This window comes from Adlercreutzia caecimuris B7 (assembly GCF_000403355.2).
Classification (GTDB): Bacteria; Actinomycetota; Coriobacteriia; order Coriobacteriales; family Eggerthellaceae; genus Adlercreutzia; species Adlercreutzia caecimuris.
Map to the genome: position 1 here is coordinate 1,805,189 of NZ_KE159646.1, position 19,979 is coordinate 1,825,167.

34 protein-coding genes and 1 pseudogene are annotated in these 19,979 nt (G+C 64.6%); 5 read left to right on the forward strand and 30 right to left on the reverse strand.

The features are described from left to right. Position 1 precedes the first annotated feature (1 nt). Both C811_RS11270 and C811_RS11275 read right to left on the reverse strand, forming a co-directional pair. Positions 2 to 1,927, reverse strand: a complete 1,926-nt coding sequence (locus C811_RS11270) for a phage terminase large subunit family protein (protein ID WP_016309736.1) — start codon at positions 1,925 to 1,927, stop codon at positions 2 to 4. Next, positions 1,899 to 2,471: a hypothetical protein gene (locus C811_RS11275; RefSeq protein WP_016309737.1), complete on the reverse strand. Its 573-nt coding sequence runs from the start codon at positions 2,469 to 2,471 to the stop codon at positions 1,899 to 1,901. The genes C811_RS11270 and C811_RS11275 overlap by 29 nt, the downstream gene beginning before the upstream one ends. On the opposite strand from C811_RS11275, the gene C811_RS17275 reads away from it, so the two are divergent. Then, complete coding sequence (locus C811_RS17275) at positions 2,458 to 2,520, forward strand: hypothetical protein (RefSeq protein WP_370689556.1); 63 nt, start codon at positions 2,458 to 2,460, stop codon at positions 2,518 to 2,520. The two genes, C811_RS11275 and C811_RS17275, sit on opposite strands and share 14 nt — an antisense overlap. A 73-nt stretch (positions 2,521 to 2,593) precedes the next feature. On the opposite strand, the gene C811_RS11280 is transcribed toward C811_RS17275, so the two are convergent. From C811_RS11280 to C811_RS11380, 27 genes and pseudogenes are all read right to left on the reverse strand, one after another. Continuing rightward, a complete protein-coding gene (locus C811_RS11280) occupies positions 2,594 to 3,223 on the reverse strand; it encodes a hypothetical protein (protein ID WP_016309738.1) in 630 nt (209 codons plus the stop codon). A 241-nt stretch (positions 3,224 to 3,464) separates the two neighbouring features. After that, entirely contained in the window at positions 3,465 to 3,935 is a 471-nt protein-coding gene (locus tag C811_RS15885; RefSeq protein WP_016309739.1) for a hypothetical protein, read from the reverse strand. 109 nt (positions 3,936 to 4,044) lie between these two features. After that, positions 4,045 to 4,386 (reverse strand): DUF2786 domain-containing protein, encoded by a 342-nt coding sequence (locus C811_RS11285; RefSeq protein ID WP_016309740.1) that lies wholly within the window; start codon positions 4,384 to 4,386, stop codon positions 4,045 to 4,047. Further along, positions 4,383 to 4,781, reverse strand: coding sequence for a hypothetical protein (locus C811_RS11290; RefSeq protein WP_016309741.1), 399 nt, complete (start codon positions 4,779 to 4,781; stop codon positions 4,383 to 4,385). Before C811_RS11290 ends, C811_RS11285 begins: the two co-directional genes overlap by 4 nt. Before the next feature lie 107 nt (positions 4,782 to 4,888). After that, entirely contained in the window at positions 4,889 to 5,110 is a 222-nt protein-coding gene (locus tag C811_RS16610) for a hypothetical protein (RefSeq protein ID WP_156997085.1), read from the reverse strand. A 136-nt stretch (positions 5,111 to 5,246) separates the two neighbouring features. Beyond that, entirely contained in the window at positions 5,247 to 5,546 is a 300-nt protein-coding gene (locus C811_RS17070) for a hypothetical protein (protein ID WP_244874321.1), read from the reverse strand. A gap of 25 nt (positions 5,547 to 5,571) precedes the next feature. After that, positions 5,572 to 5,925 carry a DNA cytosine methyltransferase gene (locus C811_RS17075; protein WP_016309743.1) on the reverse strand — a complete coding sequence of 118 codons (354 nt, stop codon included), beginning with the start codon at positions 5,923 to 5,925 and terminating at the stop codon, positions 5,572 to 5,574. After that, positions 5,922 to 6,332, reverse strand: a complete 411-nt coding sequence (locus C811_RS17080) for a hypothetical protein (protein ID WP_016309744.1) — start codon at positions 6,330 to 6,332, stop codon at positions 5,922 to 5,924. The genes C811_RS17075 and C811_RS17080 overlap by 4 nt, the downstream gene beginning before the upstream one ends. An 8-nt stretch (positions 6,333 to 6,340) precedes the next feature. Continuing rightward, positions 6,341 to 6,973: a hypothetical protein gene (locus tag C811_RS11305; protein ID WP_156997086.1), complete on the reverse strand. Its 633-nt coding sequence runs from the start codon at positions 6,971 to 6,973 to the stop codon at positions 6,341 to 6,343. After that, positions 6,970 to 7,848 (reverse strand): radical SAM family protein, encoded by an 879-nt coding sequence (locus C811_RS11310; protein ID WP_016309746.1) that lies wholly within the window; start codon positions 7,846 to 7,848, stop codon positions 6,970 to 6,972. Before C811_RS11310 ends, C811_RS11305 begins: the two co-directional genes overlap by 4 nt. Further along, on the reverse strand, positions 7,848 to 8,501 hold the full coding sequence (locus C811_RS11315) for a hypothetical protein (RefSeq protein WP_156997087.1): 654 nt from the start codon (positions 8,499 to 8,501) through the stop codon (positions 7,848 to 7,850). Before C811_RS11315 ends, C811_RS11310 begins: the two co-directional genes overlap by 1 nt. A gap of 8 nt (positions 8,502 to 8,509) precedes the next feature. Then, positions 8,510 to 8,695: a hypothetical protein gene (locus tag C811_RS11320; RefSeq protein ID WP_016309748.1), complete on the reverse strand. Its 186-nt coding sequence runs from the start codon at positions 8,693 to 8,695 to the stop codon at positions 8,510 to 8,512. Positions 8,696 to 8,900: 205 nt separating this feature from the next. Then, a complete protein-coding gene (locus C811_RS11325) occupies positions 8,901 to 9,329 on the reverse strand; it encodes a class I SAM-dependent methyltransferase (protein WP_016309749.1) in 429 nt (142 codons plus the stop codon). A 64-nt stretch (positions 9,330 to 9,393) separates the two neighbouring features. After that, complete coding sequence (locus C811_RS11330; RefSeq protein ID WP_016309750.1) at positions 9,394 to 9,723, reverse strand: DUF4406 domain-containing protein; 330 nt, start codon at positions 9,721 to 9,723, stop codon at positions 9,394 to 9,396. Next, positions 9,723 to 9,965, reverse strand: a complete 243-nt coding sequence (locus tag C811_RS11335; RefSeq protein ID WP_016309751.1) for a hypothetical protein — start codon at positions 9,963 to 9,965, stop codon at positions 9,723 to 9,725. The genes C811_RS11330 and C811_RS11335 overlap by 1 nt, the downstream gene beginning before the upstream one ends. Continuing rightward, positions 9,966 to 10,331, reverse strand: coding sequence for a hypothetical protein (locus tag C811_RS11340; protein WP_016309752.1), 366 nt, complete (start codon positions 10,329 to 10,331; stop codon positions 9,966 to 9,968). After that, positions 10,328 to 11,083 (reverse strand): DNA cytosine methyltransferase, encoded by a 756-nt coding sequence (locus C811_RS17085; RefSeq protein ID WP_016309753.1) that lies wholly within the window; start codon positions 11,081 to 11,083, stop codon positions 10,328 to 10,330. Before C811_RS17085 ends, C811_RS11340 begins: the two co-directional genes overlap by 4 nt. A 267-nt stretch (positions 11,084 to 11,350) precedes the next feature. Then, positions 11,351 to 11,809, reverse strand: a pseudogene (locus tag C811_RS17090) (DNA cytosine methyltransferase); the annotation flags it as partial. After that, positions 11,809 to 12,528, reverse strand: a complete 720-nt coding sequence (locus tag C811_RS11345; protein ID WP_016309754.1) for a DNA-methyltransferase — start codon at positions 12,526 to 12,528, stop codon at positions 11,809 to 11,811. The gene C811_RS11345 and the pseudogene C811_RS17090, both read right to left, overlap by 1 nt. A gap of 115 nt (positions 12,529 to 12,643) precedes the next feature. Next, the gene (locus C811_RS11350) at positions 12,644 to 13,075 is read right to left on the reverse strand and encodes a hypothetical protein (RefSeq protein WP_016309756.1); all 432 of its coding nucleotides are present in this window, start codon (positions 13,073 to 13,075) and stop codon (positions 12,644 to 12,646) included. Then, a complete protein-coding gene (locus C811_RS11355; RefSeq protein ID WP_016309757.1) occupies positions 13,072 to 14,160 on the reverse strand; it encodes a DUF4373 domain-containing protein in 1,089 nt (362 codons plus the stop codon). The genes C811_RS11350 and C811_RS11355 overlap by 4 nt, the downstream gene beginning before the upstream one ends. After that, a complete protein-coding gene (locus C811_RS11360; protein ID WP_016309758.1) occupies positions 14,157 to 15,371 on the reverse strand; it encodes a tyrosine-type recombinase/integrase in 1,215 nt (404 codons plus the stop codon). Before C811_RS11360 ends, C811_RS11355 begins: the two co-directional genes overlap by 4 nt. Beyond that, on the reverse strand, positions 15,368 to 15,751 hold the full coding sequence (locus C811_RS11365; protein ID WP_016309759.1) for a P-loop NTPase family protein: 384 nt from the start codon (positions 15,749 to 15,751) through the stop codon (positions 15,368 to 15,370). The genes C811_RS11360 and C811_RS11365 overlap by 4 nt, the downstream gene beginning before the upstream one ends. Further along, positions 15,748 to 16,029, reverse strand: coding sequence for a hypothetical protein (locus C811_RS11370; protein ID WP_016309760.1), 282 nt, complete (start codon positions 16,027 to 16,029; stop codon positions 15,748 to 15,750). The genes C811_RS11365 and C811_RS11370 overlap by 4 nt, the downstream gene beginning before the upstream one ends. Before the next feature lie 321 nt (positions 16,030 to 16,350). Continuing rightward, positions 16,351 to 16,524: a MerR family transcriptional regulator gene (locus C811_RS16615; RefSeq protein ID WP_016309762.1), complete on the reverse strand. Its 174-nt coding sequence runs from the start codon at positions 16,522 to 16,524 to the stop codon at positions 16,351 to 16,353. After that, positions 16,487 to 16,663: a hypothetical protein gene (locus C811_RS16620; protein ID WP_016309763.1), complete on the reverse strand. Its 177-nt coding sequence runs from the start codon at positions 16,661 to 16,663 to the stop codon at positions 16,487 to 16,489. Before C811_RS16620 ends, C811_RS16615 begins: the two co-directional genes overlap by 38 nt. Next, positions 16,660 to 16,908 (reverse strand): hypothetical protein, encoded by a 249-nt coding sequence (locus tag C811_RS11380; RefSeq protein WP_016309764.1) that lies wholly within the window; start codon positions 16,906 to 16,908, stop codon positions 16,660 to 16,662. Before C811_RS11380 ends, C811_RS16620 begins: the two co-directional genes overlap by 4 nt. A gap of 82 nt (positions 16,909 to 16,990) precedes the next feature. Here C811_RS11380 and C811_RS11385 point away from each other — a divergent pair, with 82 nt between their 5' ends. Further along, positions 16,991 to 17,185 (forward strand): hypothetical protein, encoded by a 195-nt coding sequence (locus C811_RS11385; RefSeq protein ID WP_016309765.1) that lies wholly within the window; start codon positions 16,991 to 16,993, stop codon positions 17,183 to 17,185. On the opposite strand, the gene C811_RS11390 is transcribed toward C811_RS11385, so the two are convergent. Continuing rightward, positions 17,142 to 17,528: a DNA-binding protein gene (locus C811_RS11390; protein ID WP_031325241.1), complete on the reverse strand. Its 387-nt coding sequence runs from the start codon at positions 17,526 to 17,528 to the stop codon at positions 17,142 to 17,144. The genes C811_RS11385 and C811_RS11390 overlap by 44 nt on opposite strands. 171 nt (positions 17,529 to 17,699) lie before the next feature. Between C811_RS11390 and C811_RS11395 the strand changes: the two genes are divergently transcribed. From C811_RS11395 to C811_RS11405, 3 genes are all read left to right on the forward strand, one after another. Then, complete coding sequence (locus tag C811_RS11395; protein WP_016309767.1) at positions 17,700 to 18,083, forward strand: helix-turn-helix domain-containing protein; 384 nt, start codon at positions 17,700 to 17,702, stop codon at positions 18,081 to 18,083. A gap of 23 nt (positions 18,084 to 18,106) precedes the next feature. Then, positions 18,107 to 18,352, forward strand: a complete 246-nt coding sequence (locus C811_RS11400) for a hypothetical protein (RefSeq protein ID WP_016309768.1) — start codon at positions 18,107 to 18,109, stop codon at positions 18,350 to 18,352. A gap of 90 nt (positions 18,353 to 18,442) precedes the next feature. Continuing rightward, positions 18,443 to 19,972 carry a recombinase family protein gene (locus tag C811_RS11405; protein ID WP_016309769.1) on the forward strand — a complete coding sequence of 510 codons (1,530 nt, stop codon included), beginning with the start codon at positions 18,443 to 18,445 and terminating at the stop codon, positions 19,970 to 19,972. The last annotated feature ends 7 nt before the right edge of the window (positions 19,973 to 19,979 follow it).

Here is a 19,979-nt window from a genome sequence, read left to right on the forward strand (position 1 = left end):
CTTACAGTGAGTCGGCCAGCGCGCTCTTGCGCCGGCGGGTTTTCTTCTTCTTCGGCTTCGGCGCGGCCGCGTTCGCGGGCGCGCCCTTTATCGCCTGCTCGAGCCTGTCGAAGTCGGGGTTGACTATCGTCAGGGCTGCGATCGCGTAGTTCCTGCAGTCGAGCGCCTCGTTGCGCTCGTGGCCGGGCAGCTTCTCCCATTGCCACTTGCTCGCGGTCCGCGAGGACGACAGCACGAGCCGCTCGGAGAGCAGCCCGGAGAAGAACGTCTCGTCGTAGCCCGCCTCCGGCCGCTTCGGGAAGTGGCAGTAGCGAGGCCCCGGCTCCGCGACCTTGAGCGAGCTCATGATCTGCGCCTTGCCGGCGTCCACGCCGATGGTGTAGAGCCACGCCTTGACTCGCTTGTCTCGGATGGATACCTGCGTCGGCACCGCCGTGAACGGGACGCCCTCGCCGCCCTTGCCCTTCACCGCGAACACGCGGGAGGGCTGTCGGGCGCGGGTGCGCTCGTAGACCTCTTGGGTGAAGTGGCCGCCCGAGTCGATGCATGTCATCGAGATGCGCAGGCCGCGACCGTCGCGGAAGCGGTAGACGTGGCCGACCACGCCGTCGAGGCGCGCCCATGTCTCGTCCGAGTCGGGGCGCCCGTGGATGATCCCTTTCTCGATGCCCCACGTCTCGCCCCAGCGCCCGTGGCCGACCACCTCGTACTCGAGGCGGTTGTCCTGCGTGTCGACGCCGCACGTGACGCAGAGCACCCCGTCGGGGAGCTCCACAGGCGTGCCGTCGTCGCGGCATCCGTAGTCCTCGCGCCGGGCGAGCATCTCGTCGTCGTCCACGAGGTCGCCACGGTTCTCCCATAGCTGCCCGAAGAGCGTGTTGTAGACGACCTGCAGGCGGTTCGGGTCGTCCTTCGCCTGCAGGAACTGCACCACGATCTCGCGCCACGAGAGCCACGGCGAGACGAACGCGTTCAGCCAGAAGCTGCGCACGCCGCCCTCGTCGATGGCGGAGGGGTTCGCCGCCACCCACTTCGCGGGCGACTTGCGCATCTGCTGCTCGGATGACATGCAGCCGCACGATGGGCACGCGTACTCGACGGCGCCCTCGATGCTCCACACCTTCCGGCCGTTGACCTTCTCCACGTGCGGCGTGAACCGCAGGTTGTCGAACACGATGTCGTGGTACTCGCCGCAGTGCGGGCAGCGGGTGCACCATCGCTCCTGCGTCCCCTTGCTGTAGCTGTACTCGATCGCGCTCGACCCCTTGATGGTCGGCGTCGATACCTCGATGGCCTTGGCGTTGTAGAACGTGGTCTGACGGCGGGCCGCCAGCTCCCACGGGTCGCCCTCCTCGCCGGCCGACGTCGCCCAGCGGTCGCGCTCGTCGCCGATGACGTAGCGCGCCGGCGTGGACGCGAGGGCGCTCGCCGCGTTGCTGCCGGTCATGATGAGCATCCCGCCCGGGAAGCTCTTCTGCAGGATGGTCTTTGAGACGTCCTTGCCGGACGGGGCGTCCTCTATCTTGCTCCGAAGCCGCGAGCAGTCGCGGATCATCGGCGCGATGCGCAGGCGCGAGAACTTCCTCGCGTCGTCGAGCGTCGGGTGCACGAAGATGACGGTGCCGGGGTCTTGGTCCATGAGGTAGCCGAGGCAGTTCAGCTCGCATTCGGTCTTGCCGATCTGCGAGCCGGCGACGATGACGATGCGGCGCACCTTCGGATCGGTGAACGCTCGCATCGGCTCGGCGAGGTAGGGCGTGCGCGACGTGCGCCACGGCCCGGCCTCCGCCGAGCTCTCGGGCGAGAGCCTGCGATAGCTGTCCGCCCATTCGTCGACGGTCAAGTCCTCCGGAGGGGAGAAGGACCTGACCGCCCGCGAATAGACGGCGTTCAGGTCGTCAACTCTCTGCTGCGTCGTCCTCGTCATCCGCTACCTCCCCCCATCCTTTCCTCTCGCGCATCATCGCGGCGTAGACTTCCGGGTCGTAGCGGAAGCCCATCAGCTCCTCGAGCACGTGCTCCACCTCGCGGCGGATCATTCGGCTCGCCTCGTCGGCCCCGGATGCGCCCACGACGTCCACGGCGAGCCTGCCCGGCATCGCCACGAGCATCGAGCGCACGGTGTAGACGAGCTGCTCGGTCGCGGCGCGGACGTCCTCGCTGCGGTGCATGGTGCCCTCGAGCTCGGCGAGGTGGATGCGCGCCTCGGCGGCTTTCATCTCCTTGTACTCGGCCTCGGCCTTGAGCTTGCGCTCCTCGAGGCTGGTCACCTCGTCGGTGGTCACCTCCTCCTTGAGGTAGGCGACGTACTTGCGCACGGTCTCGAGCAGGTCGTAGCGGTTGGTCTTGCCGACCTTCACGAAGTCGATGATGCCGTCGGAGGCGAACTGCTGGACGCGCCTTTCGCTAACGCCGAACGCGGCGGCGACCGTCGCGCTGTTCACCAGACCGAGCTCCATCGGCTTCGCCATGACGGCACCCCTCCCTCCGCTCGCCGTGGCAGGCGTAGCGAAACGCTAGATTTTCAAAACTGGAAAAATTCACTTTTTCTGGGCTCGCAAGCACCCCAGGCGATTCTCGTCGCCGGAAGAACCTATGAGGCTTCGAGGAATCGCTTGAGGTTGTGATTGAGTCTTTCTTCCGCGAGCTCGCCGATGTCTTTCACGGCGCGCTCGGCCACCTCGTCGGCGCCGACCATCTGAGGGATCGACACGGTGCGGAACACCTTGGCGAGCTTGTCGCCCTTGCGCTGGAACGGAAGGGTCGAGCCGCCGTTGCCGCCTGCGAGGAAGTAGGGCGAGTCGCCCGGGCGCGCGTAGGCTCCGCCCTCGCTGCCGGGCTTTGCCCAGTGGCCGATGGTCACCTTGCTGCCCTTCTTGATGGTGGCCTTGACGGTGTACCGCCGGCCACCACCGGGGGGCGCCTTGGGCGTCATCTTGAAGTGGGTGGGGGTCATGGGCGAGCCGGTGTAGGTGAGGGCGAACTCATCTATTGTTTCGCCGGATGCCCGTACCTTGCCACCGCCGCCCATGCCGCCCTTGCCCGGCTTGACGTCGCCTTGCTTCACGGCGTAGACATCCACCACGGCCTGCGCCACCTTGGTGGGGGCGCGCCGCTTCAGGTCTTTCATGGTGTAGCTCATCGCCTTGCGTGCGGCCTGCTCTTTCTTGAGGAGCTTCTGGGAGAGGCTGTTGTCCAGCAGCTTCGCTTCGAGCTTCAGCATGTGGGCACCTCCCTAGATTCAGGCCGCGCGCCCGTGGCCGTGAGGGGTGAAGGATTACCCGGATCGCCACGGGCGGCGTGCGTCTTTCGGACGGTTCGCGGCGGATGTTATTAAAACTCGCCGAGGTACTCTCCATGTGTCCACATTGCTCCACATTGCTCTCATTTACTCTCAAAGTGTCCACAACTTTGACGGCTGAACTGGGCTTTTATTTGTGGAGGAATTATGAAGGGCGGGGGAATCAGGCGAACATGCGGCGGTGGACGGCGACCAGAGACGACACCGCGCGGGAGTGGAGCCGGTAGCATTTCGCCACGTAGTCGTGCTCCTCGGTGAGGTAGTCCACGCGATCGCCGAAGAACGCGAACGCGATATCCGCCCAGTCCTTGAGGTCGAAGTAGCGCAGGCGCAGGAGCGCGCGCTGCTGGGCGTTGGTGACGCGGCATATCATCCGCTCGAGGTCGTCGTGCTCGGACTCCTCGTGGTCGATGAGCTCCGCCACGCGGAGCTCTAGGTTCTCGAGCGCGATCACGTCACGGGCCACTCCGTCGCCCGGCCCGGACGACGCCTTGCCGGGTTCGTACTTAGGGGAGCGTATGTCGCCGATCGTCTGACGCATCTGGTCGAGCCGCATCGCCTGCATCCGTAGCTCTTTTCGCAAGTCCACATACGCATCGAGCCTCTGGCGCATGGTGCGCGCGGTTACCGCCATTCATACCTCGTTCCCCTATTTTTGCCGCGTTTTCCCTTCATTTTATATCACAGGGTGGTACGGCGGTAAACGATGAAGTTTCGAGGGAGCCGGGTTTTCGGAATATGGCTCAGAGTTTTCCACAATCGCGAGCGCTGGCGATCTTCTCGAGCGCTTCCATGAACTCCTCGGACGATGCGGAAACCTGCGCGAGGAACGCGTTGATGTCGATGCCGAGCTGGCGCATGGCCTCGGCCAGCTCCTCGAACGACACGGCAGCGCCGGCGGTTGCGGGTTCTGCCGGCTTCGGGGGCGCCTTGCGCTTCGGCTTCTCCTTCCGCCGGTACCCGTACTTCGCCATGATGCGGTCCATGGCCTCGCGCGCTGCCTTGCGCTCGCCCTCGGTCGCGCCGCGATCGGCGAGCGCTTTCAGCTTGTCGAGGCGGGCGCGGTCGTGCTTGGTGATGTTCATTTGCGGCGCCTCTTTCCGCGCGGGGCCACGCGCTGGCGGCCTTTCGGCTGCTTGCGCTGGGTTCTTTCGTATGCGTCAACGATGCCGCCGGCCATGCGCTCTGCTTCTTCGGCGATCACGTCAGCGAGGCCTCCCATCGCGTCGAGCACGCCGTCGAAGTCAGGCGAAACCGCACCCTCGGCGCATTCCCCGTTTGGCACGGTCTCGGGCCGTTTTTGCCCCACCTCGCGGAACTGGGCGAGGTTGAACACGCCCGGGACCTCCTCGAAGGTCACGCAGGTGATGCCCCCTGCCTTGAACGGTGCATGTTTTACGGTCACGACCTGCAGGTTCTCGATGAAAGAGCTGCGCTGCCCGCGCTTGAGAGCGAGCTTTGAACCTATCGAAACGGCCATTTTCGGCCTCCTTCCTTCTCACCTTCTCCAAAGAATTACCTGTTCTTTGGGAATCGGGCATGCGGGGTGCGGTGCGCGCATGCGCTGACCTTGGCGTTTCGCGCTTTTCAGGTTTCGGACCCCCTCGGACTTTTGGCAGACTTTTGGCAGTTTTGCCCTTCGCCTCCCATGGCCTGCGCGATCCGACGCGAAACGGCCAGCGCGTGCTCGGCGAACTCCCGGGCCGTTGTACCTGCTTTTCCCAGTTCAGTTAGGTTTTCTGCCGCTTCTCGGGCGGGAATCTTGCCGAGGTCCGCAGGGATGTCGATCGTCAGTTCTCCGAGTTCCATTCGTGGATGTCGCCTCCGTTCGGTCGGTGCGGTCGCGTGGCTCGCCCGCACCTCGGGCACGACACGCGCCATCGCACCCCGTTTCGCGTCCTCTTCGATGTCCGCACGGGTTCGCAGGCGCATCGGCGGCAAGGTCTCAGCTCGGCTGCCATAGTCTGCCCTCCTTCGCGAGCCGGGAGAGGTGCTCCTCGGATATGGTCACGATGTGCTCGCAGAGCTCGTCGGGGATGCGGCTGCGCTCCACCGATCCGGAGCGGCCCTGCGTTCCGGTCTTGGCGCCGCGCGGTGCGGCGGTGTGGCACGGGTAGCCGTTCTTGCACATCGGCTTGAAGCGCGGGTCCGGGTGGTTGGTCCAGATGTCGGTCGGCTTCATGCGGTCGTCGCCGTACTGGCAGTACGTCACGGTGTAGCGCTCCAGCCCGTGCATGAAGTCCATCTTCCTCATGCCGCCGCGCGGGTTTTCAATGAACCATAGGGGGGGGGGACAGCATCAGCATCAGGTTGTGCAGGTGCATGTTCACCCGGTCGCACGCCCGTGCGTAGTCGCTCACACCGGCGAGGTTTCCGCTGTCCTCGCGGGTGCGGTGGTGCGATATGGCCGCTATCGAGTACGTGGTGCAGTCGGGAGAGGCCCATACCACGTCCACATGCCCGATCCGCTCCACGATGTCGCGGGCGTACACGTTCATGACGTCGTCTTGGATGTCGATGTCCGGGAACTGCTCGTCCCAGTCCACCGAGAGGACCTCGTGGCCGTGGCGCTCGAAAGCGCGGCCGATGGATCGCGTGCCCGCGAACAGCTCCAGCACCTTCATCGCGCCTGCTCCTTCCCGGCTTCGGCCATGAGGTCGAGCCACTCGTTGAAGCCCTCGACGACGGGCGCGGTGTTGTTGTCGTCCGCCCACCCGCAGAAGCCGATGAAGCCGTCGCGGTTGAACGAGATGCACTCGCGCATCTGGAAGTAGTGGGCGTTCATGAAGAAGTACGCCTCGGCGATCGTGCCGTTGCTCTTGTGCTTCACCCTCGTCTTTCGGCTGAGCGTCATGGATGACCGCACGGGGGTCAGGGCCTCCTTGCGCGCCTTTTTGAACGCCTTGTTCAGCGTCATGGTGAGCATCAGCAGCTCGCCGTCGGTGATGTCGGCGTAGGTGAGGCCCATGGCCTCGAACCTTGCCCGCGCCTGCTTTCGCGCGTCGGTCGTTACGTCTTTTCCGTTCTCCATGTTTCCTCCTATGCCTTTTCGACCACGGCGCAGCAGTCGTCGTCGCAGTTGAAGTTCCAGAGCAGCTCCCAGAAGCTGATGAAGTTGTCGTTGAAGCAGAAGTCCGGGCGGTTGTCGCAGCCGGTGCATTCCTTGATCTTGCCCGCTATGGCGTCCCAGTCGATGACGTCCTCGAACGCGATGCCGTAGGCTCCGCACTCGAAAGCCGCCTCGCCGGCGATGCCGAAGAGCTCCACGCGGTCGCCGACCCGGATCCGGTTTCCCGATGCGTCGAGGACGCCGGTGAACGGGCGCGCGAGCCTCTCTTTGGCGATGTGGTAGACGTCCGTCAGGTTGCACGGGCAGTCGGGTTCGGGGGCGCCGACGATCCGGGCGATGCGGTCCGCGAAGCCCTGAAGGTCCTCGGCTCGCAGCCCGGTCGATGACGGCGCCTGAGCGTTCCACGCCTTGATGGCCGCCTCCTCGCTCACGTACATCGTGTCCATGGGCGGCTCGTGCAGCGACCAGAAGCAGGCAGGATCGTGGTCGATCTTCACGACGACGCCCTCGTGCCCGCTATGGAAGCGCATCGGCTCGAGGTGCGCCCTGCCGCCGCATTTCTCGCATCCCTTGAGCGGCGTGCTCGGTTTCATCTCCATCATTCGGTTCCTTTCTTGATGTGGCACTCGGCTCCCCAGCGCTTGCACCATTTCCTGACGGCCTCGGCCTGCCGGAGGCACCACTCCCGATCCTCGGCGGTGACCTTCGGGCCGTAGTTCCAGCGGCCGAACACCACGCGGTCCACGAACGGGACGAGCGAGAGGACCTCGGCCGCATCCCACGTCTGGCCGCATGTCTCGAGCTGGATCGCGGGCGTGGGGAACGGCTCCATCGAGACCCATGTGCGGCATCCCTCCTCGTGCATGATCCGCAGCGACCGCGCGCGGAACTCGACGGGTGCGGCTCCCGGCTCCCATGCGGATCGGAACTCGTCGCAGGGCGTCACCAGCGATATGCCGAAGAGGTTGTCCGGGTGGAGCTCCTGCGAGTACATGCTCGCCGCGACGCCGCTGCTGGCGCGCAGGGTCGTGAAGTCGTCGCCCTCGCAGAAGTCGCGCTCGATTCGCGGGAGCGCGCCCTTGGTGAGCATCGTCACCGGTATGCCGCGCGCGTTGAGCTCGCCCACGGCCCGCAGGGTGTCCGCATGGATGAGCTCCATGGTTCGCCGGTTCGAGCATCCGACGGACCATGGCAGCGGGTCGGTCGTGAAGCACATATGGACGCGCTCGACAGGCTCCTTGCGCTTCGCGTCGAGCTCGCGGACGAGCTTCCCGATGACGTCATCGACGGGTCTCGGCGTCATCCACTCGCCCTCGCTCGAGGCGGTGCCGAACCGCTTCGCGGCGAGGTAGGCGTAGCACGGGTAGCGGCAGCCGTGGGCGCATCCCTGCACGTGGTTCATGGTGTAGACGCCCGGCCCGTCCATGTACTCGACCTTGCTCTTGTAGAGCAGGCGCTTCTTCTCGATCGTTTCCATCAGTCCTCCTTCATGGCGGCGCATCCGCCGATGCGGCACCGCCATCCGTCGCGGAACCTCTCCGTGCTTTCAGAGCCGGGGCACATGGAGAACGGGTCAGGATCGACGTTCGTGTAGTAGGCGACCCACTCGCGGTAGACGTCGAAGGACTGGCCGCACCGCCGACACCAGACGGTCGTGCGGTCCTCGAAGTCCGACCCCTCCCATTCGTCGTAGGTCGCCTGCTGCTCGTGTCCGCAGTAGGGGCATGTGTAGTCGCCGATCTCCGGCTGTTGGGGCTTCGCGTAGGCGATCGACTGCGGGGCGCCCTTGAGGCCGAGGTACTCGAGCAGGATCGGCGGGTTCAGAACCTGCGGGCGCGGGGCGAGCGAGATGGCCGTGGCGGTTTCGCATCCGTCGAAGTAAGCGAAGAAGTCCTCGCGCGATATTCCCGGGGGCATGATCGCGGCGCACTCGCTGCAGTACTCCCAGATGGCCTCTGGCGTGCCGGTGTGCACGCAGTTCACGCCCACGTATGCCTGCGCGTACGGTCCGGTGCCGGCGATGTGGACGTACAGGCCGTCGATGTCGCGGGCGGGTGCCTTGCGCCTGAACTCGTAGCGCTTGGTGCCCTCCATGATCCGGTCGGCGTAGGGCTGTTTGACGGTCAGCACGGCGTCCATTATTCGACGACCCCCAGCTCTTTCAGCTTTTCGTGGTAAGTGACGAAGCAGCAGTCAGCGCCCCAGCCCATTTCGCCGAGGTTCACGCAGGTGTCCTCGCAGCAGCACTCGTGCATGGGTGCTATCGCGTCGTGCATCTCGCGTGCGACTTCGGCCAGCTTCTCGTAGCGCTGCTCGAGGGTCATTTCGCTGTCTTGGGGGGGCTAGGTCAAAGCCGTCGGCCGCATACGCCCCTCCCAGCGAAGGATCGGTGAACACGCACTCCTGCCCTCCGATCGTGGCCACGTTTGTCACCGTGAACACCTCGCCGACATGGCTGCGGGCGTCCATGTACTTGTCGTTCAGGCGCACTTTGTCGCCGATGTTGAATCTTGGCATTGCTGGCTCCTTCTATTCGGGTTTGAAGAACAGCAGCCAGTGGGTCTTGCTGTTCGTCGGCTTTCGGTTTCCGCACACCGGCTTCGCCGGGGCGCATTTCAAGATTTCAGATAGCGCCACGTGGCACTCGTTCCATTTGAAAACGAGGGTGCCTGCCGGGCGAAGCACGCGCCAGCACTCGGAGAACGCGCGCGTCATCCATTCGCGCCAGTCCTTCGGCAGCTTGCCGTACTTGTCGACCATCCATCCGCTCCCGCGCAGGAGGTGTGGAGAGTCGAATATCACGAGGGGGAATGTGCCGGCATCGAACGGCAGCTCCGTGACGTCGGCAGCCATGTCCGGCTTGACCTTGAACGATCGGCCGTCGCAGAGCGTCTTGGCGAAGTCCTCCCGGATGTCGCAGAAGAGCACCTGCGGGTTTTCGTGGTCGAAGTAGAACATTCGGGCACCGCAGCAGGGGTCTAGGATAAGGGGGGGGGGGTCGTTTTCGGATCGCTCACGCGGATCACGCAGCCTTGGGCGCGCCGTCGAGCCATTCCTTGACCGTGCGCACCTCGGCGAGGCCGTAGTGGCGCAGAATCTCGGCCACTTGGAACTCGAGGCACGCGCCACGGCTCGAGGTCCACCCGTCGAGCATCGCCACGGCGTCGGCTTTCGCGAGGCGCGAGAGCGACTGGTGCATGGCCTCTTCCCATCCGGTACCGGGCTTGATCGTGTCGTGTGGTATCTCCACCTCGCACCCCAGCGCCTCGTGCAGCTCGCGGGCTGCTTGCTCGAACGCCGGGCGGTTGTCGTTCTCGATGTTCGATACCGGCCCTATCACGTAAATCCTCATCACTTCACCTCCAGACCGTCGAGCAACTTGCCCGGCGTCGTGTTGAACATATCGGCCATCGCCACGATCGTCGCAGCGCTGGGGCTGCTGACGCCGTGCAATGCGCGGAACGCGGTAGCGGGATCGACCCCGTAGAGATTCGCGGCTTTCGTGAGGTTCTTCACGCCGCTGCGTTTCTTCGCGGCAAGGAGCCTCCGCGACAGCTCCTTGCGCGATTCCGGGGTCAGCTCGTTGCGCGGCATCTATGCCCCCGGCTTGAGGAGTCCGCCCGCGAGGTCGTAGAACCTCTGCTTGCGGGCGCGCTCCTTCTCGATCTCCGCCGGAGTCGCAGTGGCCGGCGCGGCTGCGCACGCTGCGGCGTCAGCACACAGCGGCTGGGTGTAGCGCATCCCGATCCTGTGCCGCCCGTGCTTCGCGTCCCAGAGCTTGCAGGCATCCTCGGGTGTCCCTCCGTGGGGTCCTTCGGCACCGCACTCGAGGCAGGCGACGTACCAGAACGGGTCGCTCGGCTCGTACTCCCCGGAGAAGAGCTCGAGCTCCTCGTCGTCGCAGTGTGGGCACGACATCTCCGGTCGCGCGTCGTTTGTCTGAGCGTCTCTCTTTGTCATTCCTGTTCCTTTCCCTTTTCGATCCTTTCAACCGTCTCGATGCGCTTTCCTATCCAGAGCATCACGGGGACGGCCATGGAGTTGCCGAGCGCCTTGTACCTGAGCGTATCCGGGCACTCGTCCGCAGGCTTGCCCCTGAACGGGACGGCGGTCCATCCGTCGGGAAACCCCTGCAGGCGCTCGCACTCCACCGGCGTGAGCCTGCGGATGACCATCCCGAGCGAAGGGTCGCGGTATGCGATGGGGTTCTGGTAGTTCATGGAGAAGCCGCCGTTGGGCTTTGCAAGAAGCGTGCCCGACATCTCGGTCACTACGTCGTAGTTCCTGCAGTTGATGGCGACGCACGGAACGTCGCCGCCCACCTTGAGCGACCCGGCGAGCTCCACGTCTATCGCCGAGCGCGCGTTGCTGTCCGCGACGCAGATGACGGGCGGGGTCTTGCCTTGGCTCGCCGTTTGGGATGGGCAGAGCTCGATCGCGGCGGCTTCAGGGTTCGCTCCTGCCGGGAGGCATATCGTGGGCACTTGGTTGGTTCCGCTTGCAGCCGCCCGCAGCGTCGGCGATACCTCGCATCCGACGGCGACGGATCCCGACGTCGCTGACTGGCCGGCGCAGAATGCGAGCACGGGCTGCTGTGTGACCACCGGGACGTCCATCGTGTTGAGCGTGTACGAGAGCTCCTCCGAGTATCCCGACCCGTTGCATCCGAAGTGCGCACCCCGGGCGATGTCGCCCTGCACGCAGTAGGTCACCCCGGCGGTAGCTCCGGAAGGATCAGGCCCAGATGCCGGCACATTGCCATCTTGAGGGTATAGGTCGGACCGCCGGTACCTTCCGACTCCGCCGAAGCGAGGAGCTTTCTGATCGCCTGCAGGCGCAATGTATCGTCCAGCAGCAGCGGTAAGGGCTTGTCTCTTGTGGTGGCTCGACGGATGATCCCACCGCAGGCTTTCGCGCTCGAAGAGTACCGAGGCGGCACATCCGACTCGAGAATGTCCGACAAGAAACATGCGACGGCGCCGCTGTGCCACTCCGGCGAATTGAGCGTCAAGAGTTCGCCATGCGCACGAATACCCGCATTGCTCCAGCTCCCTTTGGAGCGTGTCGAAAGCATCTCCTCCCGACTGGGAAAATACTCCAGGCACGTTTTCCCATAGCACCCAGCGCGGATGAAGGTCCCGTACAGCTCGGACGTACTCGAGCATGAGCTGACCTCTTTCGTCCATGAGTCCCGCTCGCTTTCCGGCAATCGAGAACGCTTGGCAAGGTGATCCTCCGACCACAAGGTCAACTGATCCGGCATATTCGCTCCAATCTATCGTCGAGACGTCGCCGAGGTTGGGGACGTCGGGGAATCGGTGCGCGAGGCACGCGCAGGCAAACGGGTCGATGTCCGCGACGGCCACGAGCTCCCATCCGAGCTGCCTCCACGCCACGCTCGCCGCCTCGATGCCGGAGAACAGGCTCACGTACCGCATCAGAAGCACCCCGCGAACATGCGGCCCTGCGCTGATTCGGCGTCCAGACGGTCGCGGGCGACGCCGAAGTAGCCGGGGTCGATCTCGCAGCCCACGAAGTCGCGCCCGCAGTTCAGGCAGGCCACTCCCGTGGAGCCTGACCCCATGAAGGGGTCGAGCACCGTGTCGCCGGGGTCGCTCATGGACAGGACCGCCTGCTCGAGCAGCGGCACGGGCTTCTCGTTTTGGTGGTGCAGCTTGTCGGCCGACACGCGCATGTGCCTCCACACGTCAGGCCACCTCTTCCCGCGTATGGCCGGCGCGCCCTTGGTCGCGAACATGAGCACCTCGTACTGGTAGCCGAACGCGCCCTTCAGGTCGCCTGCGGTCGTGGTCCCCTTGTCCCAGACGATGCGGTTCTTCACCGTGAACCCCCCCCCTGCGAGTATTTCGGCCACCTCGTCTTGGCGTTTCCACGCGCAGAACATGAAGCAGGCCGAGTCGTTCTTCAGCAGGCGGTACAGGTGCGGCACCACGGCCTCCACGACCGACAGGTCGCGGTCGTTCTCGATCTCCCGGGCGAAGCGGTGCGGCTCGGTGCGGTGCCCGGTCTTGTAGGCGATGCCGTAGGGCGGGTCGGTCACCACGAGGTCGATGCAGCCGCCGGGAAGCCCGGCGAGGTAGTCGATGCAGTCCCCGTGGTGGATGTGCAGCGGCGTGTCGAACGCGGGCGCGGTCATCGGGTGACCCTTTCGGACTCGCGGATCGCCGCGTATGCGAACAGCGCGATCACGATGCCGCAGGCGATGCGCGCGATGGGTGGTTTGCGTCGTTTCTTGGTCATGTCGTCGCCTCCTAGAACAGGTCGGACAGGTCGTAGGGGTCGCCCGGATCGGTCGCGGTCTCTTCGGGCTTCGGCTCCTCCTCGGGCAGGTACTCGCCGTACGGCTCTTGGTAGAAGTCGTACGGCAGCTCGTCCTCGGCGAACTCGTGGGGCACGGCCTGACCGCGCGAGATGTGGCAGCAGCACTTCGAGCACATGAACTCGACCTTGTGCACCCAAACCCGTCCCGTGCGCCGCGCGGTGTAGCGGCCGGTCTTTTCGGTGACCTCCTCCAGCACGTCGTCGGGACCCCACGGCCCCTTCTTCTCGGGGCGCTTGCCCGTCTGCACCTGCCGCTTGTGCCGGCCACGGTTGTCCTGCACGTAGAGCTTCCGGAGCATCCCGCCGCAGCGGGGGCAGGCGAGCTCCTGCTCGAAGGTGAAGTTGGGGGTCTCGCGGATCATCTCGCTCCCTTCTCGCGGTCCTCGGTGAGCACCTTCCGCACGAGCGGGATCGGGGAGCCGCATTTGTTTCGGTTGAACTTGTCGAGGGCGCCGGATATGAGCTCGAAGCACCGACCGGTGCACTCGGCGTCCTCCGGGCATGTGGCGGGGCATGTGGCGGACACGGCGGCGGCGAAGCTGGCGACGTCGCAGTCCGGGGCCTTGTATCGCAGGTGCATCACGAGGGCGTCCCACGGGGTGTCGTGCATCTTGCCCATGCCGTCGTCGTAGAGGGCCTCGCCGCGCATCTGCGAGAGGCAGGAGAGGGGGTATGGCTGCTGCTGGCGCTTGGTTCGCGAGTCGGGAGGGGTTCGGAGAGCCTTGGAGAGGTTCGAGATGGCCGCGTCGATGTCGCGGGCCTTCTCTTCATCTTCTCTTTCGTTTAAGTTCTCTTCTCTTTCCTTCTCTTCTCTTCTCTTCTCTTCTCTTAGGGGGCAGGATTCCTCATCGTGTTGCAACGTTGCAGCATCATGTGTGCATGATGTAACAGAATGCCCTGCCTGCGGTTTCTCGCCGTTCTCGTCGGCTTCGGGCATGTCGTCGCATGGTGCATCATCATGTGTGCAAGATGTAACATCATGTTGCGGCGTTGTAGCAGGCGGCAGCATCTTGCCCCCGTCGCCCTCTTCGTCGGGCAGAAGCCACCGCCTTTGCGACTCGGGGATGGTCCCCGTTCGCCGGCTCGCCACGATGTAGTAGCGCCGCTGGATGCCGCGCGAGGTGAGCACCTTCGCCTGCTCCCATATGCCGCGATCGAACAGCCCCACGTCCACGCAGTCGGCTATGAACGCGTCCAGCTCCTCCGGCGTGTAGCCCATTTGCTGGGACAGGCGCACGCGACGCTGCAGCGACATCTCCGCCGCGAAGCCCTCGCGGTATATGTCGGCCAGCAGGTCGATGAGGCGTCCGAACGCCGCATAGCCCGCGCCCGCATCGTAGCCTCCCGCCTTGGTGGCGTAGAGGTAGCGCAGCGCGAACACCTTGTCGTCGTCTTTGATGTCGGTCTCGATGCAGAAGTAGTCGATCCCCATCTTCTGTTCCTTCATAGGGCACCTCCTTCCATCTGCTCGGCCCTTCGGGCGAACTCGGCGAACGCCTCGACCGCAGCCGCGTCGCGGCCGGGCATGAGGTGCCCGTAGAGGGCGAGGCTTGTTGATTCCTTGGCGTGCCCCAGCCGCTCCTTCACCTCGACGAGGTTGGCGCCGTTGAGGATCATCCACGTGGCGTGCGTGTGCCGCAGGGTGTGAAAGTGCGTGTCCGCCGGAAGCCCCAGCGGATCGCGTATCTGGTCGTCGAAGTAGTGCGAGAGGTCCGAGGCGCGCATGTATCCGCCGTCTGGCGTGGTCACCACCATGCGCAGCACGTCGCCGGCATGGGGCACCACCTCGTCGGCCCATTCGAGGTGCCGGCGGAACTCGGCCACCGGGTCCTCGTAGATGGTGATGTTGCGGCTCTTCTTGCCCTTGGTCTTTTCCTGCCGGATGACCTCGCCGTCGTCCTCGACCATCGTGCAGTGGATGTGCAGGTTAGACCTCCACAGCTGCGCGTCTGTCGTGGATATGGCGCACGTCTCGCCGGCGCGGGTCCCGTGCCAGTAGCCGATGTAGGTGGCGAACGCCACCATGCGCGCGCGGATCGCCTCCGGGGAGGTGTCGGTGCAGCGCATCGCTCCCTTGAGGTAGGCGGTCAGCTTCGCCGCCTGCGCCTCGTCGTAGGCTTTCGCCTCGGCGACGTCGGGCATCCACGACGGCACGGAGAGCATCGGGTTGTTGTCAACGATCCCGTGGGCCGCGAAGTGCTTGAACGCGCCCTGCAGGAGCCAGTGAATCTTGAGGACGGTGTTGGGCGATATGGTGCCGCCCCGGCGGCTCTCCTGCATGAGCACCACGCTGTACAGCTGCTGCGCCGTGGCCGACGTGAACTCGTCGGCGCGCATCGAGCCGACGTTGGGCGCGATATAGCATCGCAGCGTTGAGCGGTGCGTCTTGATGGTGTTCTTCGGCACGCGCTGGGCGGCCATGAGGTCGATGTAGCTCTCGATGAGCTCGACGATCCGCGACGAGACGCCGAACTTGGCTGCCTCAGTTTGCTGCTCGAGCCACCGTTCGGCGAGCTTCTCGGCCTCGGCCTCGGTGCGCGCCTGCGGGAAGCGCTTGTACGGCCGGATCGGCTTCTTGGTCACCTTGTTCATGCCGAGGTAGGGCCGGGTGAAGTAGATGCCGTCCTTGTCCTGTTTGACGAGCTTGCGGCGCTTCACCTGCGCCCCCGCTCCCGATCGTGCTCGACGATCTTCTCGCAGGCTTTCTCCATGACGTCGGTTATGCGGTCCGGCTCCATCTTGCCGTGCATGGCGCGGAACGCGCGCTGCACCGTTTCGGCGAGCTCCGAGCGGTCCTCGGCCTTGGCGAGCCGGAGGTTCCCGCGCGCCAGCACGTCGAGCGCGGCGATGAAGCCGAGTGCGAACTCGCCCTCGCCGTAGCTTGCCTCCTTCGAGTTGAAGAGGTCCTCCACGACGCCGTGCATCGCGTCCTCGAGCCTGCCCTCGAGCTTCCACGGCTCGAGGCGACAGAAGACGCCCACGTTGCGCACGATGATGAAGTCGTAGCCCATGGGGTCGAACGAGAGCTGCGGGCTCATGCGAGCGCCCCGTAGCGCATCTCGTATACCTTCAGCTGGTTGCGCAGGATGCCGTTGTCGGCGCGCAGGCGGGCGTTCTCGGCCATGATGGCCCGGACGTCCGGGCACGGCACCGGATCGCTCTCGGTGGTGACGTTGCGGCGCAAGGTCGTGCGCTCGATCTTCTGCGGGGCGTCCTTCGCCCCGATGATGGGGAACGGGACCATGCTGCGCAGCGGGTTGCGCCGCTTCGGCGCCTCTGCTGCGGTCCCTCTCGGTATGGTGATGATGTTTCCCACGCTAGACCACCTCCCTCTTGCGCGCGGGAGCGGCCTGCTGGTAAAATGGGCTCGTCTTTATGACGTTTGCGCCCTTGGTTTTAGCGAGCCGGGCGCATTCTTTTTTACGCGGCATCCGCGACCACCCCCTGAAGCGCCCCGTGAGTTAGCGGACGGAACGCGCGGGCTATGTCGCGGGCTGTGCGGTTGCGGGGTACGTGGACGCGGGCGGTGCCGTGGGCGCACGATACGTCGTGGACGCCTGCGCGCATGGCGGTCGCGTCTGCGGCGGCTTTCTTTGCCATGGTTCCCCTCCTATTTCCTTGTGTTCGGTCAGATGGCTTATTTGGCGGTTGGTTCTTTCTTCCTGAAGTCGTCGGGGTCGAGCGCCACGATCCAGCGCCCTCCGATCTTCTGGCAGGAGATGCAGCGTCGCTCTACGCGCCGGCGCATCGCTTTCTGGGTTATCCCCATCACCTCAGCGGCTTCGGAGATCGTGAATATCTCGACGGCCATTTCCGGCCCCCTTCCCGGCTTCGCGGTAGAGGCGCACGGCGATCGTCGCGGCGATGCCCACGATCACGATGCACACGGCCAGAACGACGGCGGCGACGATCGCGGCCAGCGCGCACATGCCGATGGTCTCGATCGTCATGCCGCCACCTCTTCCGCCTCGGGTTCCACGCGCTTGAACAGCTCGCACATGGGGATGGTCGGCCAGAACGTCGCCTGCACGGCGATCGCGCCGGAGATGGGGAACTCGCCGGACTTGCCGGTGATCCACCCGCCGACGCACTCGGACGTCTTTCCCACCACGCGCGCGATGTCCTCGCGCGACACGTTGTCGCGCGTCATCTCGGCGGCGAGGTTGGGGTATACCGGGGGTAGCTTGCGTGCCATCTTCTGCTCCTTTCCTGTCGGTCGAATAGGCGCGAACATGGCGGCTGGTAGAATCTTTCGTGCATGTGAGAGGAGGTGAAACGTGGAAGATTTCAGGGATTACTACTACGGTTTGGCGATCGACGGCGAGCTCAAAGCCGCGCAGGATAGATTGAAGCGCGCGGCAGAAAGCCACGGCATCGACTCCGAGACCATCGAGCTGCTTTTCGACTACGCCGACGAGCTCGTGAACGTCAAGACAGAGGCTCTGCTCGCTTTTCTAGCTGCTCGAGGATGACCTCGACGAGCTTCGGCTCGGCTTCGCGATACGCAGCGAGGACCTCTTTCGCATCCTTGCGGTGCACGTTCGCCCTCATGTGAGCGCAGTAGCTCTTCACCGACGCCGCAGCGTCGTAGGCGCTGTAGCCATTCTCGTCTTGCATCCTGTCAAAGATGCCGTCTGAGGCGAGCCTCTGCACGCGGCTCGGATGGATGCCGAGCAGCTTGGCGAGCTCGCGGGTCGATAACAGCCCCTCCGGGGCGATCCGTTCGTGGCCCTCTATGTCCTTGAGGACGTCGCGAACCTCGGACGGATCGCCCTCTATCGTTATCTTCATGGGCAGCTCCGTTTCTGCCGCCATGTTCGTGCCTATTCGATTCTCAAGATGCCGAAATTATGCTGTGGCATAACTTCCGAGTTAGAGAATACACTATTCCTAAAGAATGGCAAGGTACAAACGGGAGATTTTTAGTTTTAGTGTAATTTTCTTCTGCCCTCATGTATAATCAGTGCCCGAGAGGAGGCCCAAACCATGACTAACCGCATCCAGGACCTTTTCTCCGAGCGAGGGATTAAGGTTGCGCCCTTCGCAAGGGAGAACGACATAACGCCGTCAACGCTCTACGCGATCATTAGCGGAAAAACGGCATTCGAAAACATCGGCATCAGCATCTTTATCAAGATCGCGGAGGGATTAGGGATGACAGCCGAGGAGCTCTACTACGGAACGCCGCCCACGGCGCCGGAGTATTCGGACGTGAGGCAGACGGCCCTCAACGGCTACTTCGAAAGCATGAACGAGGGCGGCAAGGACACGCTGGTGGCATCGGCCCGGCTCATGGCCGGCAGCCCTGACGTTAGGGTAGAAAAAAATAGCGGAGAAGATATACCGCTACAGACCGCGATGGGAGCCTAAAGCATAGGGCGGAAGGAGAAACCATGGAATGCCCGAAGTGCAACTCGGAGAACGTGATTGTCCAGATGGCACAAGACTCGGAGAAAACGTCGAAGAAGGGCGTGGGCTTCGGAGGCCATATGAACAATGCCGCGCGCGCTGTCACTGCCGTTAGCACGCTTGGCATGTCGAATCTCTTCTGGAAGAAGAGCAAGGGCACGAACAAGACGAAGGTGAAGAACAAGGCGGTTGCCGTATGTCAGAACTGCGGCCACATGTGGGACGCCTGACAAAATAAAAGACCACGCGCTACGGGTTGCAGCCCTACGCGTGGTCTCGCCAAATAAACCATCTGCCCAACCAGTTAAGGAGGGAGCGGTTTGTCATATTCTATCACGCTTCCCCCGGGGCGCTATGCGATGCTTTTGCGAAAAAGCCGCGAGGACGAGGAAGCGGAGGCCGAGGGCCAGTACGAGACGCTGCGCTACCATGAGGGGCAGCTGAACCGCCTCGCGGACAGCTTCGGCATCAGGATCGCGGAGGAGGACATCTACCGCGAGCTGCAGTCCGGCGAGATTCTCGCCGAGTGCCACAACGTCCTGCGCTTGGTCGAGAAGGTGTCGGCGGGCTATTACGTGGGGGTGCTCGTGGTGTCCGGCGAGCGCCTGACACGCGGCGACCCCGTGGATCGCGGCACGATCCTCTCGTCGTTCACCTACTCGCGCACGCTCATCATCACACCGCAGCGCATCTATGACCCCACCATCGAGCAGGATATGTTCATGCTCGAGATTGAGCTGCTCATGGGGCGGCAGGAGCTCGGACGCATCAATTACCGCTTCGCAAACGGCAAGGTGAATAAATCGACCGAGGGCCAGTACCTCGCGGCCCGGGCGCCCTTCGGCTGGGACAAAATCGTCGTGGACCGCCGCAAGACGATCCGCCCGAACTCCGACGCGCCGCTCGTGGTGTCGTGGTACGAGGAGCTCGCCGCCGGCAGGACCACCTGCGGGCGCATCGCCGACGACCTGAACGCGCGCGGCGTCCCGTCGCCCACCGGCGGCCTGTGGACGGCCCTAACCATCGCCCAGATCATCCGCAACCCCGTGAACAAGGGCTACGTACGCTGGGGGCTGCAGAAAACGGTCACGGAGTTCACCTCCGACTTCCAGAAGGTGAAGCGGCGCTACCGCGCCGACGACGAGGACGTGGTGCTCGAGAAGGGCCTGCACGAGGGCATCGTGTCCGAGGAGCTGTGGGCGGCGGCCGTGGCGAACATCACCCACGAGACGCGCAAGCGCCGCTCGTACGAGCAGCGCGATCCGCTCGCCGGGCTTCTGGTGTGCGCCGGGTGCGGGCGTGCCATGCACCGCGTCACGTGCGGCGAGGGCATACCCGAGCGCTACACGCACCCCAGCGTGAACCGGCGCGAGTGCTGGCAGACGGGCGCCACCGTGGCCGACGTCATGGCGCTCCTGTCCGAGAGCCTGCAGGCGGTGTGCGCCGACATGGCCGTGGCCGACGACGAGGGCGAGGACGAGCGCAAGGCCACGCTCAAGCGGGCGGACCTCATGGAGGCCGACGCCGCCGAGGCGCAGGCGGGCATCGAGCGGCTGTTCCGGCTCGTGGAGAAGGGCTTCATAGAGGACGAGGACTTCTACGCGCGCAAGGTCCGGCTCGACGAGCGCATCAAAGAGGACCGCAAGCAGGCGGCCATGCTCCGGGGCGAGGCAGAGGGGATGCTCGACACCGAGCAGCGCATGACCTACCTGCGGCAGGCCATCGCCGAGGTCGAGGACTACGAGGGGCGCGCCCGCGAGGTGAACGAGGTGCTGAAGCGCCTGCTGGATCGCATCGAATACCGCAAGGAGAAGGGCGGCCAGCCCCACATCGAGGTGTGGCTGCGGTAGCTTCCGA

Coding starts and splice junctions, on each gene's coding strand:
- C811_RS11270 (WP_016309736.1), bottom strand. CDS start 1,927: ATGACGAGGACGACGCAGCAGAGAGTTGACGACCTGAACGCCGTCTAT.
- C811_RS11275 (WP_016309737.1), bottom strand. CDS start 2,471: ATGGCGAAGCCGATGGAGCTCGGTCTGGTGAACAGCGCGACGGTCGCC.
- C811_RS11280 (WP_016309738.1), bottom strand. CDS start 3,223: ATGCTGAAGCTCGAAGCGAAGCTGCTGGACAACAGCCTCTCCCAGAAG.
- C811_RS15885 (WP_016309739.1), bottom strand. CDS start 3,935: ATGGCGGTAACCGCGCGCACCATGCGCCAGAGGCTCGATGCGTATGTG.
- C811_RS11285 (WP_016309740.1), bottom strand. CDS start 4,386: ATGAACATCACCAAGCACGACCGCGCCCGCCTCGACAAGCTGAAAGCG.
- C811_RS11290 (WP_016309741.1), bottom strand. CDS start 4,781: ATGGCCGTTTCGATAGGTTCAAAGCTCGCTCTCAAGCGCGGGCAGCGC.
- C811_RS16610 (WP_156997085.1), bottom strand. CDS start 5,110: ATGGAACTCGGAGAACTGACGATCGACATCCCTGCGGACCTCGGCAAG.
- C811_RS17070 (WP_244874321.1), bottom strand. CDS start 5,546: ATGGACTTCATGCACGGGCTGGAGCGCTACACCGTGACGTACTGCCAG.
- C811_RS17075 (WP_016309743.1), bottom strand. CDS start 5,925: ATGAAGGTGCTGGAGCTGTTCGCGGGCACGCGATCCATCGGCCGCGCT.
- C811_RS17080 (WP_016309744.1), bottom strand. CDS start 6,332: ATGGAGAACGGAAAAGACGTAACGACCGACGCGCGAAAGCAGGCGCGG.
- C811_RS11305 (WP_156997086.1), bottom strand. CDS start 6,973: ATGATGGAGATGAAACCGAGCACGCCGCTCAAGGGATGCGAGAAATGC.
- C811_RS11310 (WP_016309746.1), bottom strand. CDS start 7,848: ATGGAAACGATCGAGAAGAAGCGCCTGCTCTACAAGAGCAAGGTCGAG.
- C811_RS11320 (WP_016309748.1), bottom strand. CDS start 8,695: ATGACCCTCGAGCAGCGCTACGAGAAGCTGGCCGAAGTCGCACGCGAG.
- C811_RS11325 (WP_016309749.1), bottom strand. CDS start 9,329: ATGTTCTACTTCGACCACGAAAACCCGCAGGTGCTCTTCTGCGACATC.
- C811_RS11330 (WP_016309750.1), bottom strand. CDS start 9,723: ATGAGGATTTACGTGATAGGGCCGGTATCGAACATCGAGAACGACAAC.
- C811_RS11335 (WP_016309751.1), bottom strand. CDS start 9,965: ATGCCGCGCAACGAGCTGACCCCGGAATCGCGCAAGGAGCTGTCGCGG.
- C811_RS11340 (WP_016309752.1), bottom strand. CDS start 10,331: ATGACAAAGAGAGACGCTCAGACAAACGACGCGCGACCGGAGATGTCG.
- C811_RS11345 (WP_016309754.1), bottom strand. CDS start 12,528: ATGACCGCGCCCGCGTTCGACACGCCGCTGCACATCCACCACGGGGAC.
- C811_RS11350 (WP_016309756.1), bottom strand. CDS start 13,075: ATGATCCGCGAGACCCCCAACTTCACCTTCGAGCAGGAGCTCGCCTGC.
- C811_RS11355 (WP_016309757.1), bottom strand. CDS start 14,160: ATGAAGGAACAGAAGATGGGGATCGACTACTTCTGCATCGAGACCGAC.
- C811_RS11365 (WP_016309759.1), bottom strand. CDS start 15,751: ATGAGCCCGCAGCTCTCGTTCGACCCCATGGGCTACGACTTCATCATC.
- C811_RS16615 (WP_016309762.1), bottom strand. CDS start 16,524: ATGGCCGTCGAGATATTCACGATCTCCGAAGCCGCTGAGGTGATGGGG.
- C811_RS16620 (WP_016309763.1), bottom strand. CDS start 16,663: ATGACGATCGAGACCATCGGCATGTGCGCGCTGGCCGCGATCGTCGCC.
- C811_RS11380 (WP_016309764.1), bottom strand. CDS start 16,908: ATGGCACGCAAGCTACCCCCGGTATACCCCAACCTCGCCGCCGAGATG.
- C811_RS11390 (WP_031325241.1), bottom strand. CDS start 17,528: ATGGCGGCAGAAACGGAGCTGCCCATGAAGATAACGATAGAGGGCGAT.
- C811_RS11395 (WP_016309767.1), top strand. CDS start 17,700: ATGACTAACCGCATCCAGGACCTTTTCTCCGAGCGAGGGATTAAGGTT.
- C811_RS11400 (WP_016309768.1), top strand. CDS start 18,107: ATGGAATGCCCGAAGTGCAACTCGGAGAACGTGATTGTCCAGATGGCA.